This window comes from Paenibacillus humicus NBRC 102415 (assembly GCF_004000905.1).
Classification (GTDB): Bacteria; Bacillota; Bacilli; order Paenibacillales; family Paenibacillaceae; genus Paenibacillus_O; species Paenibacillus_O humicus.
This window is the reverse complement of the sequence record NZ_BIMD01000077.1, coordinates 1-15,254: the sequence shown is the minus strand read 5'-3', so window position 1 is coordinate 15,254 and position 15,254 is coordinate 1. Positions and strand designations below refer to the sequence as shown.

At 59.8% G+C, this 15,254-nt stretch carries 14 protein-coding genes; 2 read left to right on the top strand and 12 right to left on the bottom strand.

All coding sequences use genetic code 11. The features are described 5' to 3' along the window. Positions 1–1,586: O-antigen ligase family protein (locus PHU01S_RS24635; protein ID WP_174806403.1), on the bottom strand; the 1,586-nt coding region annotated here is incomplete at its 3' end. Positions 1,587–2,031: 445 nt separating this feature from the next. Here PHU01S_RS24635 and PHU01S_RS26030 point away from each other — a divergent pair. After that, a complete protein-coding gene (locus PHU01S_RS26030; RefSeq protein WP_164763193.1) occupies positions 2,032–2,391 on the top strand; it encodes a hypothetical protein in 360 nt (119 codons plus the stop codon). On the opposite strand, the gene PHU01S_RS24630 is transcribed toward PHU01S_RS26030, so the two are convergent. The 7 genes from PHU01S_RS24630 to yyaC all read right to left on the bottom strand — a co-directional run bounded on the left by PHU01S_RS24630 (position 2,337) and on the right by yyaC (position 9,884). After that, positions 2,337–3,224, bottom strand: a complete 888-nt coding sequence (locus PHU01S_RS24630; RefSeq protein WP_048749566.1) for a PilZ domain-containing protein — start codon at positions 3,222–3,224, stop codon at positions 2,337–2,339. The genes PHU01S_RS26030 and PHU01S_RS24630 overlap by 55 nt on opposite strands. 39 nt (positions 3,225–3,263) lie before the next feature. Next, positions 3,264–4,346: an HD-GYP domain-containing protein gene (locus tag PHU01S_RS24625; RefSeq protein WP_021879969.1), complete on the bottom strand. Its 1,083-nt coding sequence runs from the start codon at positions 4,344–4,346 to the stop codon at positions 3,264–3,266. A 133-nt stretch (positions 4,347–4,479) separates the two neighbouring features. Then, positions 4,480–6,126 (bottom strand): diguanylate cyclase, encoded by a 1,647-nt coding sequence (locus PHU01S_RS24620; RefSeq protein ID WP_281279852.1) that lies wholly within the window; start codon positions 6,124–6,126, stop codon positions 4,480–4,482. Positions 6,127–6,316: 190 nt separating this feature from the next. Continuing rightward, entirely contained in the window at positions 6,317–7,528 is a 1,212-nt protein-coding gene (locus tag PHU01S_RS24615) for a class I SAM-dependent methyltransferase (RefSeq protein ID WP_127510358.1), read from the bottom strand. Positions 7,529–7,663: 135 nt separating this feature from the next. Then, a complete protein-coding gene (locus tag PHU01S_RS24610) occupies positions 7,664–8,308 on the bottom strand; it encodes a DUF6483 family protein (RefSeq protein ID WP_048749571.1) in 645 nt (214 codons plus the stop codon). Positions 8,309–8,350: 42 nt separating this feature from the next. Further along, a complete protein-coding gene (locus PHU01S_RS24605) occupies positions 8,351–9,181 on the bottom strand; it encodes an alpha/beta fold hydrolase (RefSeq protein WP_127510354.1) in 831 nt (276 codons plus the stop codon). 70 nt (positions 9,182–9,251) lie between these two features. Further along, positions 9,252–9,884: a spore protease YyaC gene (gene yyaC / locus PHU01S_RS24600; RefSeq protein ID WP_021879973.1), complete on the bottom strand. Its 633-nt coding sequence runs from the start codon at positions 9,882–9,884 to the stop codon at positions 9,252–9,254. 153 nt (positions 9,885–10,037) lie between these two features. Here yyaC and PHU01S_RS24595 point away from each other — a divergent pair, with 153 nt between their 5' ends. Further along, a complete protein-coding gene (locus PHU01S_RS24595; protein ID WP_021879974.1) occupies positions 10,038–10,268 on the top strand; it encodes a DUF1128 domain-containing protein in 231 nt (76 codons plus the stop codon). Between the two features lie 77 nt (positions 10,269–10,345). Here PHU01S_RS24595 and PHU01S_RS24590 read toward each other — a convergent pair whose 3' ends face one another. The 4 genes from PHU01S_RS24590 to PHU01S_RS24575 form a co-directional block, all read right to left on the bottom strand. After that, the gene (locus PHU01S_RS24590) at positions 10,346–10,789 is read right to left on the bottom strand and encodes a hypothetical protein (RefSeq protein ID WP_246029333.1); all 444 of its coding nucleotides are present in this window, start codon (positions 10,787–10,789) and stop codon (positions 10,346–10,348) included. 320 nt (positions 10,790–11,109) lie between these two features. After that, positions 11,110–12,768: a UDP-glucose--hexose-1-phosphate uridylyltransferase gene (locus PHU01S_RS24585; protein WP_127510352.1), complete on the bottom strand. Its 1,659-nt coding sequence runs from the start codon at positions 12,766–12,768 to the stop codon at positions 11,110–11,112. A 44-nt stretch (positions 12,769–12,812) separates the two neighbouring features. Further along, positions 12,813–13,799 carry a UDP-glucose 4-epimerase GalE gene (galE, locus tag PHU01S_RS24580; protein WP_021879977.1) on the bottom strand — a complete coding sequence of 329 codons (987 nt, stop codon included), beginning with the start codon at positions 13,797–13,799 and terminating at the stop codon, positions 12,813–12,815. Positions 13,800–13,927: 128 nt separating this feature from the next. Next, on the bottom strand, positions 13,928–15,109 hold the full coding sequence (locus tag PHU01S_RS24575; protein WP_048750093.1) for a galactokinase: 1,182 nt from the start codon (positions 15,107–15,109) through the stop codon (positions 13,928–13,930). Positions 15,110–15,254 lie beyond the last annotated feature (145 nt).

The following is a 15,254-nucleotide window of genomic DNA, read 5'->3' as shown; positions in this document are numbered from 1 at the left end:
TGCTGGCTGGCGGCGGCAGCGGCCGCCAGCCAGCAGGCGAACAGCAGCAGCGCGGCCCGGCGCGCGATGCGTGGCATTTCGCGCCGCCTGATCATAGGCGCCCCTCTCTCTTTTGCCGTCATGACAATGGCATTGGGCTCTCGCCGTACCGTTTCCCACGCGTCTCCTCCCGCTTCCATCGAGGCGCTTCCGGCAGCCAGGAAAATAAGGAAGATCCAGAACAGCCCGTACGACATATCGATATCCACCGCGGCATGCAGAAGGAGCGCCGCAGGCGCTGCGGCCCCATCCTTTCTGCCCGTAGCGGCCAATGCCAGCAGGACGGCGGCAAACAGCAGCATCAGCAGCAGGCCTGCAGCTCCATGATCCATAAGCTGGTCGAGGTAGCCGCTGTGGACTTCGCTTCCCGTATACGGAACTCGCTGCACAGAGCGGAATAGGCTCCGCCACGAATCCCCTCCCGTCCCTAGAAAAGGAGCTTTGGCCGCGATGCTTAGAGCATCCAGGTAATACATCAGCCGCGATGCCCCCGTCTCCTGCGAAGCGGCCGCCCGATGGACAGGACTCAAAGGCAGCCACAGCAGCGCGGCCGCCAACAGGATTCCTCCGGACGCAAGCAGTCTCCAACTCAAAGGCTTAGCAGAAAGCGGGCTCCTCCAACCTCGCTTCCCCGGGTTTGAAGCAGCTTCGTTTGGAAATCCCGATCTATTTTTTGCCAGAGACTTGAAAATTGGGTCGGACGGAATCTCTTTCCGGCAAATAGAGACCAGCTGCAGCAGGAATAAGGCGCCAACAGCCAGCACGGCCGGAGCAGCGGCCCAAGCCGCCGCCTCTCTCAACGGCGTTCCGGCGTTGGGAATGCCCCAAGCGGCGTACCCAAGGCAATAGGCTATTCCCGTCAGCGCCGCTCCCCCCGGCAAAGTCCCGGCGGCTGACACCAGCCATCGCGATCGGATGTTCCTTGGAGATAGGAGCATCCCGAGCAGCAGGCCTGCTCCGGCAGCCGCCCATGAGCCGCGCGACTCCGTCAGCACGAGAACGGCAAAGCAAGGAGCGGCGAGAAGCGCAGCGCTCCAGCGGAGCAAGCGGTTGCCGCCGGCGAGGATTTTCCACTGGAACACAAGGAGTGCCGCCATGAAAGCCCCGAGGGAATTGCTGTACTGCAGCCAGCCCGCCAGTCTCATGCCCGATGCGGACAAGCGTTCATCTCCCGTGAACAAAATATAATCGGTTCCGGTAATCCAGCCGAACCACGCGGCTGCAGAGACGGCGACCGCGGCAGCTGCGAACAGCTGAATGCCGCCAGCGAGACTGCCGCTTCCGGCCACACGAGTTCGCAGCAGCACTAGCAGTGCGGCCGGCACGCTCCAGCGGAGCGCTTCATTCAGGCTGCCTCGCACCGAAACAGGCGAGAAAGCAAGCCCGACAACGCACAGCACCGACAACGCCGCAGCAAGGAAGCAGGCCGCCGTCAGCAGCCCATTTATCCTGCTCGCTCTCCGTCTCGCCCCCGTCGGCATCTTCTCCTGCGTTCCCCGTCTCGCCCCCGTCGGCATCTTCTCCTGCGTTCCCCGTCTCGCCCCCATCCGCAACTCTTCCTGCGTTCCCGGCCTCGCCGCCGTCCAGATCTTCCCCTGTGTCCCCGACCTCCCCGCCGCCCGCATCTTATCCCGCGTTCTCCGCATTGCCGACGGCCATTTATCCGGCTGCGATAACAGCCTCGCTTCGGCGAGCTTCCTCGCTTTCACTCTCCGCCCTGCTGCCGTTGTCCCTTTACGCCTCAGTCCTGCCCCGAGGAGCGAAGCAGCAGCCGCTAGGCAAAGCATCGTTTGCAAGCCGTAGTAGCGCTCATCGAAGTACATACCTGCCCGGCTCATTACCCAAACAAGCAGCGTTGCGCAAGCCGCAGCCCCCGCCGCTCCGTGCAAGGATATCCCTTTCATCCGGATGCGGCCAAGCGTCTTCCGGCCTCTTTTTCGCGCAGGAGTCTCCTCCCCTTTCTGAACGCTTTTTCCACCGGATTCCGATTGCATGAGGCAGCCCCCCTTCTGCTCCCATTGTTGCCGCTATCCAAGCCTCCAAACCTTATATTCAGGGAATCCCATTAAGGCCCTATCGTTTAAAGAACTTCTTGAAGCTGCTGTTGTCATTGTCATTGTTTTTGTTTTTGTCTTTGTCTTTGTCTTTGTCTTTGTCTTTGTCTTTGTCTTTGTCTTTGTCTTTATCTTCGCCTTCGTCAGCCAAAAACAAAAAAGCCTGCAGAGCAGGCTTTTGAAGGCAAAAAAATCATCCCGGCTTCTGCAAGCGGCAGCGGCCGGGATGATCTCGGGCAATCCCTATTCGGCAGCCCCATCCTCCGAACCTTGCCGTCCGGCTCTGCGGGCCAAATAATACTGCTTCATCTGCTCATGGACGATAAAGGCGCGGAGCTGGCGGGCCGCTTCCGGCTCCAGCGCCCCCAATCTCGCTCCATAGGATGGCGCGCCGGCAGCGTCCTGCCTCCATAACACCTCGAGCCTGCAATGGAGCTCGAACCCGAGGTCAAGGACGGCCTCCACTTCGCCGGAGCAGGGAAGATCGATCTCTTTCGACGCCCTGAACCCGACGCCCTCCAGGCTGATGTTGCATACCGTGATTTCGGCCAGCGCCGCCTTCTTGCGGCGCAGCTCGTCCTGCTGCTCCAGATGGGAAAGATCCTCCTCGTCCATCAGCTTTTCCAGCTTCTGCAGCAGCGCCTCGTCAAGCCCGTTGTGCCGAAGCTCGTCCGACCATTGGAAGCGGAGCAGATCCGTGCGGGTCGGCTTGCGGTTCGCGCTCCGGTCTCCGACGAGCAGACGGCCGGCACAGTTCACTTCGATCCGGGGATGAATCCTTTTCTCTTCCGGAAGCAGGTATCGCTCGTAAGGAAACAGCAGGGCGAGGGAGCCTTCCCGGCGTCCGATCACCCGCGAAGGCATCCGATACATACCGGAAACCGACTCCACGGTGAGCCAGACGGATTTGCCCAGCACGAACAGCTGGGGCCTGGCAACGCCGACCTCGATGAGGTCTCCCTCCATCAAGGTAAGCGTTCCTTCCTCGATCAAGCCGTCTTGCTCGACGATCGTCCGGCTGCCGAGCAGAAGCGAAGGGATCAATGTCTGCTCCAGCCAGGTGCTGTCGTCTCCAGACTGGTGACCCGATTCTGCTTGAGGGGTCGGCGATGATTCCGGCATTTGCATCATGGAACATTCCTCCTGAGCCTGTGGGGTGCCTTGGCAAAACTAAACTTCCCGGATAATGGTCAGATGCAGCTCGGTCCGCAGGTCGATGTCATACGGTACGGACGGCTCCGAGCCGTCTGCTTCCTTGATGATGCGAAGAATCGGACGATGCACGGCGACCTGGAAGTTTTTGGAGACGACGCCGATCTGCCCCGTGTTCAGCTCCACCGTCGTAGAGACGGGATACATGGAAATATGATTGCAGAACAGCCGGACCAGATCAAGATCGAAATAGGTGTTGCCGGATGCGAATAAAAATTCGATCGCCTCGGAAGGCGTGTATCTTTTGCGGTATGGCCGTGACGCGGTCAGCGCATCGAACACATCGGCGATGCCGACGATCTGGGCGTAGATGTGGATCTCGTCTTTCTTGATCCCGCGGGGATAGCCGCTCCCGTCATAGCGTTCATGATGCTGAAGGGCGCAGTGCGCGGAAAGCAGGGAGACGTCATGCTGCTTGCGGAGAAGATCGAAGCCTTCCACAGTATGGTTCTCGACGATCTTCCGCTCCTCCGCTGTCAGAGGCCCCGGCTTCTGCAGCAGCGGCTTCGGCACGCGCGTCATGCCGATGTCGAACAGAAGCGCTCCGATGCCGAGCTCCTCGAGCTGGTTGCGGTTGAACCCTTTGGCAATGCCGATAATGCCGGCCAGCACGGCCACATTGATGGAATGCTGGAACAGATAGGAATCGTGGGTATGAATTTGCCCGAGCTCTACGAATACGTCCTCCCGGGTCAGGACATCGTTCATGATATCGCCGAAGACGGATCGGAACGTCCTGCCCATTTCCGGAAGCGCGGCTCTGCCCCTGGCTTGGGGCTGGCTGATCTGGACCGTCATCAGCTTATGCATCGCTTCCGCGGCTTTGCGCCTAGTGCTGTCCCGGATCGTCTCGCTCGGCTCGATGCCCTCGGTAAGCGCATCCTCCACAAATATGATGTCGATGCCAAGCTCGGTCAATCGCTGGATATAACGGCTGCTGAGCTCCATGCCCGCTCCGAGCAGGATGTTGCCGTCCTCGCGAAAGATTGGCCTTGCGAGCCTTGCGCCCGGCTGTACGCTGCTAACTAGTACTTTTCTCATGACTTACGGCTCCGCTTTTAGAATATCATGCCTTCTTGCAGCTAAAATTGAACTTGCAGGAATTGGTTCTATTCTATCAGAATATTCGCGGTCGTGTCATGCCTTTAAGGGGGTCATCTGTCCCATATGGGCATCAAGCGAGCTTGCGGCCTACGATGCAATTGCGGCCGTTGTTCTTGGCCTCGTACAGAGCCGCATCCGCCTGCTCGAACAAATGCCGGATGTAAGCGGCGGATTCCCTTGCTTCCGAAGGAGTCTGGCGGCCCTCGACGGACAACACGCCGACGCTGATCGTAATCGATATGTAAAGTCCCGCCGTTCCCGTCACGATGCGGTTGCTCTCCACCGTCTCCTTGAGCCGTTCGGCCAGCTTCTCCGCCTGCTGCCGGTTCGTGTGGGGCAAGTAGATGGCGAACTCCTCCCCTCCGTAGCGGGCCAATAGATCGGATCTGCGCAGGATGCCCCTCACCGCCTCCGCCGTGCCGAACAGCACCTCATCCCCGATCAGATGGCCGTAGCTGTCGTTGATCTGCTTGAACAGGTCGATATCGAACATGATGACGGCGAAAGGAATGTGATAGCGGATATTCGCCGCCATCTCATGCTCCAGCCGCTGCATCAGGAACCGCCTGTTGTAGCAGCCGGTCAGGCTGTCGGTCGTCGCCATCTGCTCCAGCTTCAGGTTCGCCTTGAACAGCTCCTCCTGAATTTGGACGAGCTCCCTGTTGCGAAGCTGCAGCATCTCGTTCTGCCGGTTCTTTTCTTCCACCAGATAGCGGATCTCCGTCACATCCTGCATGGAGATCACCCTGCCGAGAAGCTCTTTCGTCCCGGAGAGGATGGGGGAAGCATCCAGAAGGACATGCCTCATGCCGACGGCGTCCGGTCCTGGAATGGCCAGCTCCATCTGTACCCGCTCCGGTATGACGGAGCCATATTTGGCCATGAAGGCCTCCGTTTCCGCAGTATCCGTACCGCATTCCCGAAGGAATGCCGCCAGATCGACCCGGTCCCCCGTCTTTGCCGCCATGTACGATTCCATTGAACGGTTGCATTCCAGCACCACGTCATGCGCATCGATGACGATCAGACCGGCCGCAAGCGAATCTGCGATATCTTTCTGCGCGATCCGCACGATATCGAAAACGCGGTAGCGCTGGATCGATGTCGTGAAATACAAGGCCGAAAGAGCGAGTCCAAGCGAGGTGATGCCGGGAATATCGGGGAAATACGGACTGAACACGACATTTACGAGAAGATCGGCCCATCCGAAGGCCAGGAAGAGCAGCAGTCCCTTGAGAGCCATCCCTACCTGGCTCCGGTGCCTCGGGGTCACCCCCCGTCGCAGCGCTTTCACGATACAGATCATGGACAGAAGGCAGAGCAGGACAATCTCGGCGAACAGGATCCAGAAAATAGGGCCGTACTCCCTCTGAACCCATATGTCTCCGCCTGTCCGGACGAACAGCCCCCGCGGATTGGCCAGTATGCCGATCACCGTCAAGGCGACGGGGACGGCCAGAGCTGTCGATGCCCGGCGGGTAAGCAGATAGGACTGGCCTGTAAGGAAGAAGGTGAGCACGAGCCAGCCGGCTCCCTGCAGCGCGAGGGACGAGAAGGAGGCCGAAATGTAGAACAGCTGGAAATGAGGATTGTCCGTCGTCCTGGCTGCGAATTGAGTCAGCGGCCATAACATCATCGAGAAGTGGAAAAGCAAATATACCTTATGTAGCCGCGTCATAGGGTTATGAAGAAAGAGATAGAAAAATAGGCCAAGCATAAACACGAACAAACTGAAATCAGCCCATATCCATGATTCCAATTGCTTCACCCATTCGCTTAAAAATCCATTGTCTTCCATTATATCACAGGCATCAGGGTCCGCCACCCTCAATTGAGCGCGACAGAGAACCCTGTTCCGATAAAGGAACAGGGTTCTCTGAACATATCGATAATTGGAAGGAATGGAGCTACAGCGAAGGAAGCCTTCCGGCCGCCGCAAGCTCCCGCTCGAGAGCCGGATCCAGATTGAGGCTGTCCCGATAGCGGCGGTACTCCAGCAGCTTTTCCTTTTCGGGCTTGCCGCTTGGCGAGCCTTTTCTGCGGACCGCGCGGATCATCAGGTTTTTGGGCGTATGCTCAGGGTCGATGAACTCCAGCACCTGGGTCCGATAGCCTGCCGCTTCCAGCAGCGCCGTCCGGGCCGCATCCGTCGCCAGCGCCGCGAACCGCTCCTTCAGCAGGCCATGCCCCAGGAGCGGAGCCAGCTCCCCGCTGCGTATTTGGCCGAATGCCTCGTGCTGGCAGCATGGCACCGACAGGATGACGGAAGCGTCCCAGCCGACCGCCTTGGCCAGCGCCGCATCGGTAGCCGTGTCGCAGGCATGCAGCGTGACGACCATGTCCGCGGCCGACAGCTCGCCGAAGCGGCCGATGTCCCCCACCTGGAAGCGAAGCGATTCATAGCCGAGCCTGTCCGCCAGCGAGGAGCAGAAAGCGATGACATCCTCCTTGAGATCCAGCCCGATGACGGAAATGGAGCGCTTCTGCTCGACCGCGAGCAGATGGTACAAGGCAAAGGTGAGATAGGACTTGCCGCAGCCGAAGTCGACGATCTTCAGCTCACGGCCTTCCGGCAGCTGGTCGGCCACATCGTTCACCATTTCAAGGAAACGGTTGATTTGGCGATATTTATCCTGCTTGTCCGCCTTCACCCGGCCCTCTGCCGTCATGATGCCGAGCTCGACAAGGAACGGCGCCGGCGCGGAGCCTTCAAGCACCCGCTTCTTCATGCGGTCATGGGAGGCCGTTCCGATCTCCGCCATCTTCGCGGTCGCCGGCTTCCGAAGCAGCGCCGCTTTTCCTTTTTTGTTCAGCAGAAGCTGAAGATCGGCCTCCGGCGTCTTGAAGATCGCCTGGCGGTAATGCTCCTTCATGAGCAGGACGATGCGCGCGGCCGCAGCTTCCGGGTCGAGATTTTCATGAAGCACCTTGGTCTTGTGATGGCTCTCGAACTGGTAGCGGAAGCCCGACTTCAGCTTGACCGGCCGGACGACCGTTCGCGGCGCGACCTCGTCCGAGCTTCTCCTCAGGCCGCTCATCGAAGCTTGCAGAAGCTCTCCTCTCTCGGCTGCTTCGCCTATCGTCTGCTCCCAGGCGGTCGTTTCCTCTTGCTTGTCCATGTCATCCATAACTCCTTCTTGAATCGTATCCGCCAAGCGGGGCCCCGCTCCGGCGACAGGCCGGCGCGGGGCCCCGTCCGAGGATCCGGGCTGCTCGTGCAATGGTCAGGACTTCTTGTCTCTAGAACCGTCCGCCTATCCTATGCGGTCTTCCTTGAGAACCGTAAGAAGCTCAAGCCGGGTAACTCCTCCCGCAGCGAGCCGCTCATCGTCTTGAAGCAGCAGCCTGCGGTAAAACGCCTCGTTCTCTCCCGGCGCCAGCTCCCCGTCCTCCTCAAGCTCGAACATCAGATCCTCGGCGAGGGCATAGCTTCCCCGCTGCTCCATCCAGCGGGCTGCCAGCCGCTTCGTATCCGGGGGCAGCTCGTAGGAAGCAAGCGCTTCAAGCTGGCGTTCGGCTTCTTCGTCCGGATCCGCCGCGATCCGTTCCGCGCCCATCAGGGACAGCCTCATGAACAGATGGAGCGATTTGATACGGAGCACGAAGGCGGCGGACTCCTGTCCAAGCTCCAGCAGCAAGTCCGCTTCCTCGCGAAGCAGGACGGCAAGCACCTGCAGCTGGGCATGGTCCGGATTCCCGCTGCGCGACAGCATGGCGACGAGATCCTCGTCGGACAAGCTGCGCAGCAGGCGCGAGTTGAGCCGGAACTGCTTCTCCAGCAGCTCCTCGATCGCCTGGAGCGCCTCCGCATGCCTCCATTCTTTTTTGAGCCCTAGCACGGCCCCGGCTACCTGTCCGAGCTGTTCGATCATCCGCATGATATAATCCCGCTGGAACATGAATTTCTTCCTTCCCGCCGCCGGAATATCCAGCCCGGCTGTTTATTCGCTGGCCGGGAAGCTTTCCCGCATCCAGTCCTCGATCGCTTCCGCCAGTTTATCCGGAGCTTCCATCATCCCCATATGCCCGCTGTCATCCAGCACGATCGTGCTGGAGCGGCTGCCGCGCGCGGCGAACACCCGCTCCGGCGGAACGACGCCGTCCTTGGCTCCGGCAACGAGCAGCACGGGCAGCTCCGACTGCTCCACGACATGGCTGCGGCCGGAACGGGCTTTCATGCCGAGCGCTATGGCAGCGGCGCTCTCCGCCGACGTGCCGTAGCCGATCTCCTTCGCCCGTTCGGCAAGCTCGGACTCGGCCCGCTCGTGCGCGAACAGCTTCGGAACAAGGCCATCCACGAAGGGCTTGATGCCGTCCGCGCGCAATGCCGCAGCCGCCTTGTCGCGCCCGGCCTGCGCTTCGGCGCTGTCCGGCAGCGGCGTGGAGTGGACCAGCGCGAATCCCTTCAGGAGGGCTGCATGTCTTTCGGCAAGAGCAAGAGCCGCATAACCTCCGAGCGAATGGCCCAGCACGACAGCCGGCCCGGCTTCCAGCGCATCCAGGAGGGCAGCGACATCCTCCGCAAGCTCCTCCATGCCGAGCACCGCTTCCCGGGCTCCCGAAGAACCGCCGTGGCCGCGCAAATCCGGCGTCAGCACCCGATATCTTTTTTCCAGGATCGGGAGCACCTTCTCCCAATAGGCGGAGCTTCCGCAGAAGCCGTGCAGAAGAACAAGCACATCCTGTCCCGCTGCGCCTCCATTGTCTCTATAGGCCAGCTCCGTTCCGTTGCTCAGCGTCAGCTTGCGGGTTGCAAGCGATCGGTCGGACATCTTCGATCATTCCTTTCCTTTGCCTTATAAGTTGAAAGTTGAACTCGGAATTCGAACTTCGTTCTCGGCATCAAGAAGCGTCATTGCCCCTGCGATTGTCCGCGGACCTGCTCGCGAAACCGAACTGACCTCCGGTTCCACCCTCCTCAGGCATGTCCGACGCCGCCGCAGGCCAGGCAGCCGCAGCTGCGTCCGCGATTCCCTGCGCCATGCCGATGACGCGGTACAGGCTCGTCGTCTGGATGATCCAATAGGGCTTATGTCCCTGAGTATTGACGACAGCGGCGACGCTGTAGTCTCCTACCGGCGGCAGCTGCTGCCCGATGGCTTGTCCCGGCTGCAGCGGACCGCTGCGCACGAGGTAAAGCCCCGTCGATTCCGAGCGGCCGAGGCAAGCATCGATGGCGATGACGCATGCCGTCTCGCTGAGTGTCGCCAGGATCGGACCGACCTGCTCCGAATCGCATGGCTGCTCAAGCGTCCCCGTCACCCGGGGAAAGCCTTTTTCCCGCAGCATGGAGCCGGCGAGCGGTCCCAGCGAGTCGCCCGTCGAACGGTCGCTTCCGATGCATAAAAAGACAACCTCGTCCCGCAAGGGATGTTTCTCGGCAACCGATTCAAAAAACGTTTCCAGACCCCGCCCGTCGACCCTTGCCCACTTGGCCGCGTCTTCCGGACGGATTTGCTTCAGTTCCCGCTTCATATCCGCGCCCCCATTAACGCTGGCAGATTAGTTTGCTTCTATTGTACCGGAAGAGCAGGCTCCGTTCAATTTGACGGCCGGATGGCGCACATGGGAAGGCAATGGCTTTCATGGTACAATGGATGAAAGCCATATATCCGCAGGAGGTTTTCCATGACTGACCTTAGCCAGCCGACCCAGGAAAATGTAGAATTCATGATCGAAGCCATCAAAACCAAGCTGAAAATGGCCACAGCGGCCGCCATGCAGGCTTCCAGCTTCGGACCGGGCTGTTATGAGGATATCCGGGAACTCTATGAAATCGTATCGTCCAAATCCAACTTCAGCATCAGCGAAGTGGAGGCTCTCGTCTCCGAACTCGGCAAGCTCCGCGCGCCACGCTGATCCCCGTCCGGGCCGCAAAGCTCCGGAGAGCAAAAAACACCCCCGCATGCATGCGGGGGTGTTTGGCTTGTCGCCGTCTAGACGGCTTCTTTTTCCGGTGCAGCTTCGCTGGCAGCCGTTTCTTCGGCAGCCGCTTCCACGGAAAGCTTCACGTTGACGAGCTTCTGCTCGCCGCGAAGGAACTGCGCCAGCCGCTCGAGCTTGTCGGCCAGCTCCGGTCCCGTAAGAGATACGTTGAGCTGATAGCCGAATTGGTCGGCCGGCAGCTTGACCTCGCGCGGCATATAAGCGAATTCGCCCGTTCCCGGGTTGGAGCCTGCCAGCTGGTCCGGATAGAACTTGTCGGATTTGTTGACTACGCGCTCGTAAATGCGCAGCTTCTTAAGGAGCATGTAATATTGAGCGGAATGCTTGAAGCCCCAAGCTTCCCGGATATCTTTCAGCGTGTAATCCGTCTTCCAGCGCTTAAGTTTTTCAACTTGCTCATCGGATTCCAGCTTCAAAAATTCATCAAGCGGCATAATCGGCATCAAATTTTACCCCTCCAAATATCAGATGTGTCTCATTATCATTTATTAATTAACGAATATATATTAAAAAATACCATAGAAAATTGACTTACACAATTATTTTTTCGCTTGAATGAGTGAATTTTTATCTTATTATTCGCCATTATTGAACATATGCTTCTGCCCTTTCGAAAAAATGTTCACCTTTTCCAGACCATTCGACATCATTCGCTCTCTCTCTTTTACTTTTGTGCATAAAAAAACGCAAAACGGCTTGAAATGCCGTCCTGCGTTTTTGTGCCGCCATGCCCATCGACATCCAAATGTTCCGCTCAGCCGTTGTCCGGCTGAAGCCCGGCAGCGGCGGCAAACCGCTTGAACGCCGCGCGGCCCTCAGCCGTCCGCTTATAGACGCCCGCATCCGTCAGCACCTGCAGGAACTTGTCTCCTGCGGAATCCAGTACCGCCTGCATAGCGGCTTCGCGATCCATCGTCTTTCCCCATGCCTGCATCAGCTCGGCGTACCAGCGTCCATGCGGAGCCATGGCCGCGCCGTCCGCTCCCGCTGCGACATCCTCCCATTGCAGCGCTCCGGATAGACACGCAGCGATGATTTCCATCTCCGCCTTGAGCCGCCCAGGCAGCACGGCCAGCCCCATCACTTCGATCAGGCCGATATTTTCCCTCTTCAGATGATGGAGATGGCGATGAGGGTGGAAAATGCCTTCGGGATGCTCCTCGCTGGTCCGGTTGTTGCGAAGCACGAGATCAAGCTCGTACACTCCGTCTTCCTTGCGCCTTGCCACCGGAGTAATCGTGTTATGCGGAATGCGCGTCCCATGCGCCTCTGTATGAGCATGGATCTCCGCCTCGGGATCGCTGTATTCTCTCCAGGCGTCGAGTACATCCGATGCGGCTTCGGCGAGCTCCCGCCGGTCTCGGCCCGCCAGCCGCAGCACGCTCATCGGCCATCGGACGATTCCGTAGGAGATGTCCGGCCGGGATGAATGGGAGAAGCTCTCCTCTACGGGAGCCTCTTCCATCGGGAAGACATGCCGTCCTCCCTGGAAATGGTCATGGCTGAGGATCGAGCCTCCGACAATGGGAAGATCGGCGTTGGAGCCGACAAAATAATGCGGAATCTGCTCCGTGAACTCCAGCAGCCTGCCGAAAGTGCGGTGCGTGATCGACATCGGGCTGTGCTCGGCCCGGAAGACGATGCAATGCTCCTTGTAGTACACATACGGAGAATATTGAAGGAACCAGGACTCGCCGCTCAGGCGCAAGGGCAGAATCCGGTGGTTCTGCCGGGCCGGATGATCGGCTCTTCCGGCATAACCCATGTTCTCCTTGCACAGCAGGCACTTCGGATAGGCCGAAGGGGGCATGCTTCTGAGCATGGCGATCTCGGCGGGATCCTTTTCCGGCTTCGATAGGTTGACGGTCATTTCGAGCGGTCCGTAAGCCGTCGGATGGATCCAGTTCCTATTGAGCGCGACGCGGTCGAGACGGATGTAGTTGGCGTCGATATTGAGCCGATAGAACTCATCCGTCGCCTGCCGGATGCCGCGCTCCGCCGCAGCAGCCCGGAAGCGGGCATGCGTCTCGGACGGCCGCGGCATGAGCAATCCCATCAATCGTGCATCCAGCAAATCCCGCTCCGTAACGCTGTCCCGGATCATGCCGGATGCAGCGGCATAGTCCAGAAGCGGCCGCAGCAGCTCCGGCGCCCCGGCCCCCGCTGCCGGCAAGCCTGCCGCCAGCGAGGCTCTATCGGCGTCATCCGGCGCATCCAGCAGCCCCTGCCCCCAGGACGGAAGCTCTTCCGAGCCGGCCGCTGGAGCGGCCAGACCGAGCAGGTCAAGGAGCGAATTGCGAGCTGCGCCTGCGTCCAGCGGCTCCAGCATGCCCCTCTCCAGAGCAAAGGCGACCAGCCTCCCGATTGCTTCCGAGACATGCTGATCATGCGGAATAAGTGGACTTTCGTTCATGGAAATGCTCTCCTCCCGGGAATACGGCCGGTCTTGGCAGCCGTTTAGCTGTTGTAGCCTTGCGGCTTGGCCTGATGCCACTGCCAAGCGCTGGCGATGATGTTCTCCAGATCGCTGCGCTGCGGATTCCATCCGAGCTCCGTGCGGGCCCTCTCGGAAGAAGCGACCAGCACGGCGGGATCGCCGGCTCTGCGCGGCTCGATGACCGCCGGAATCTCGCGGCCCGTAATCCGGCGGGCGATCTCGACGACTTCCTTCACGGAGAAGCCGTGTCCGTTGCCGAGATTGTAGACGGCGCTGTCCGCTCCTTGGCGCAGGCGCTTGACGGCGAGCATATGGGCGTCGGCAAGGTCGCTGACATGGATGTAATCGCGGATGCAGCTGCCGTCTGCCGTCGGGTAATCTTCTCCGAATACCGAGATATGGCTCCTCTGGCCCAGTGCTGTCTGGAGCACGATCGGAATCAGATGCGTCTCGGGATCATGATCCTCTCCGATTCGCCCGCTTTCGTGAGCGCCTGCGGCATTGAAATACCGAAGGGATATGAACCGGAATCCATGCGCCCGGTCGAACCAGCGAATCATTTTTTCCATCGCCAGCTTCGTTTCCCCATAGGCATTGGTCGGCTCCGTGCGGTCCAGCTCGGAGATCGGCACCTGCTCAGGCTCTCCATAAGTCGCAGCCGTGCTGGAGAAGACGATCCGGCGCACGCCGGCGCGGTTCATCGCTTCCAGCAGGCACAGCGTTCCATAGACGTTGTTATGGTAGTATTTGCCCGGGTCCTTCATGCTCTCCCCGACCAGGCTGCTCGCCGCAAAATGAATGACCGCGTCGATGGAGTTCTCGCCGAATACCCGGTCCAGCAACCCGGCATCCCGCAAATCTCCCTCGTACAGCTTCCCGCCGAGCACCGCCTCGCGATGGCCCTGCTGCAGGTTGTCGACCACGACAACCTCCTCGCCGTTTTCCAGCAGCGCCGCTACTGCATGCGAACCGATATAACCGGCTCCTCCCGTTACCAATACAGCCATGGTTCCCTCTCCTCTCGAAAAGCTCGTCTGATATGCTGCCTACTGAATCATACGACATATTCCGCCGCTTGGGCATCCGGCTTGGGATGCTGGTTGTCCCGGGCCGGAAGCTTCATTGTCCGCAACGATCAGACCGGAGCGTCCAGACGGCCGGCGCCGCCGCCGATCGAGCAGACGTAGAAGTCCGGGATCAGCCCGGTCTTCTTCGTATAACTGTCCGCTACAGCGGCCTTGAAGCCGTCCACGCTGTCCTTGCGCACCAGGGAGACGGTGCAGCCGCCGAAGCCGGCGCCTGTCATCCGGGAGCCGAGCACGCCCGGCGCCATGCGGGCCGCTTCCACCATGGCGTCAAGCTCCGGACCGGTTACTTCGTACAGATCCCTCAAGGAATCGTGGGACGCGTTCATCAGCGCTCCGAATGCGTTCAGGTCGCCCTTCTCGAGAACGCGCACCGATTCCAGGACGCGGGCGATTTCTTCCACGACATGCTTCGCGCGCTTGCGGACCGTATCGCTCGCTATCCGTCCGGACTCCTGTTCCAGCTGCTCCGGGGTCAGCTGCCCCAGCAGCGTCAGATCCGGGAAGGCGGAGCGGAGGTCATGCACAGCCTGGTCGCATTCCGCCCGTCTTTCGTTATATTTGGAATCGACGAGTCCGCGCCGCTTGTTCGTATTGCCGATGACGAGGACGCAGTCTCCCGAATCGAAGGGAACATGCCGATGCTCCAGCGTATCGCACATCAGGAGGATCGCCTCGTTCTCGCGGCCGTTCGCCACCGCGAACTGGTCCATGATGCCGCACTGGACGCCGTTGAACTCGTTCTCGGATTTCTGGGCCAGCAGCGCAAGCTCCGTCCTGTCGATGCCATGCCCGCCTTCGGCCAGCAGCGCGTAGGCGGTCAGCACCTCGATGGAAGCGGAGGAGGAAAGGCCGGCTCCGTTCGGAATCTCTCCGCTGTACAGCATGTCATAACCGTGGGCAGGCCCTTTTCCGCGGTTCTGAAGCTCCTTGACGACTCCCTTGGGATAGTTCATCCAGTCGTCCTCCTCGCGGTAGGCGATGGAGTCCAGATCGATCTCTCCCGTCAACGGGAAATTGGCGGATGCCATCCGCAGCACCCGGTCGCCTCGGGGACGAAGCAGCAGCGTCGTGCCGAACGTCAGCGCCGCCGGGAACACATACCCGCCGTTGTAGTCCGTATGCTCGCCGATCAGGTTGACTCGGCCCGGAGCGTAATAATACTGGATGTTTTGCCCGTTCTCGCCGAAAGCTTGCAGGAATTGCTGGTTCAGTTGAAGCAGATCCGCCATTTTGATCATCCTGTTCATAAGGAATTTTGGAGCCGGCTTCAGCTGTCGTCAGCCGCTCCTCTTGCTGTCATCTATAGGTCCAGTATATAGCTGCGGGAGCCGGCATGGTATGGCATGATGTGCGGTTATTATGGATTTTTGTGAC

Bases quoted from the DNA above. Each gene is read 5' to 3' on its own strand.
- PHU01S_RS26030 (WP_164763193.1), top strand. From the start codon at position 2,032: ATGAGGCAGCCCCCCTTCTGCTCCCATTGTTGCCGCTATCCAAGCCTC.
- PHU01S_RS24630 (WP_048749566.1), bottom strand. From the start codon at position 3,224: ATGATGCAAATGCCGGAATCATCGCCGACCCCTCAAGCAGAATCGGGT.
- PHU01S_RS24625 (WP_021879969.1), bottom strand. From the start codon at position 4,346: ATGAGAAAAGTACTAGTTAGCAGCGTACAGCCGGGCGCAAGGCTCGCA.
- PHU01S_RS24620 (WP_281279852.1), bottom strand. From the start codon at position 6,126: ATGCTTGGCCTATTTTTCTATCTCTTTCTTCATAACCCTATGACGCGG.
- PHU01S_RS24615 (WP_127510358.1), bottom strand. From the start codon at position 7,528: ATGGACAAGCAAGAGGAAACGACCGCCTGGGAGCAGACGATAGGCGAA.
- PHU01S_RS24610 (WP_048749571.1), bottom strand. From the start codon at position 8,308: ATGTTCCAGCGGGATTATATCATGCGGATGATCGAACAGCTCGGACAG.
- PHU01S_RS24605 (WP_127510354.1), bottom strand. From the start codon at position 9,181: ATGTCCGACCGATCGCTTGCAACCCGCAAGCTGACGCTGAGCAACGGA.
- yyaC (WP_021879973.1), bottom strand. From the start codon at position 9,884: ATGAAGCGGGAACTGAAGCAAATCCGTCCGGAAGACGCGGCCAAGTGG.
- PHU01S_RS24595 (WP_021879974.1), top strand. From the start codon at position 10,038: ATGACTGACCTTAGCCAGCCGACCCAGGAAAATGTAGAATTCATGATC.
- PHU01S_RS24590 (WP_246029333.1), bottom strand. From the start codon at position 10,789: ATGCCGCTTGATGAATTTTTGAAGCTGGAATCCGATGAGCAAGTTGAA.
- PHU01S_RS24585 (WP_127510352.1), bottom strand. From the start codon at position 12,768: ATGAACGAAAGTCCACTTATTCCGCATGATCAGCATGTCTCGGAAGCA.
- galE (WP_021879977.1), bottom strand. From the start codon at position 13,799: ATGGCTGTATTGGTAACGGGAGGAGCCGGTTATATCGGTTCGCATGCA.
- PHU01S_RS24575 (WP_048750093.1), bottom strand. From the start codon at position 15,109: ATGGCGGATCTGCTTCAACTGAACCAGCAATTCCTGCAAGCTTTCGGC.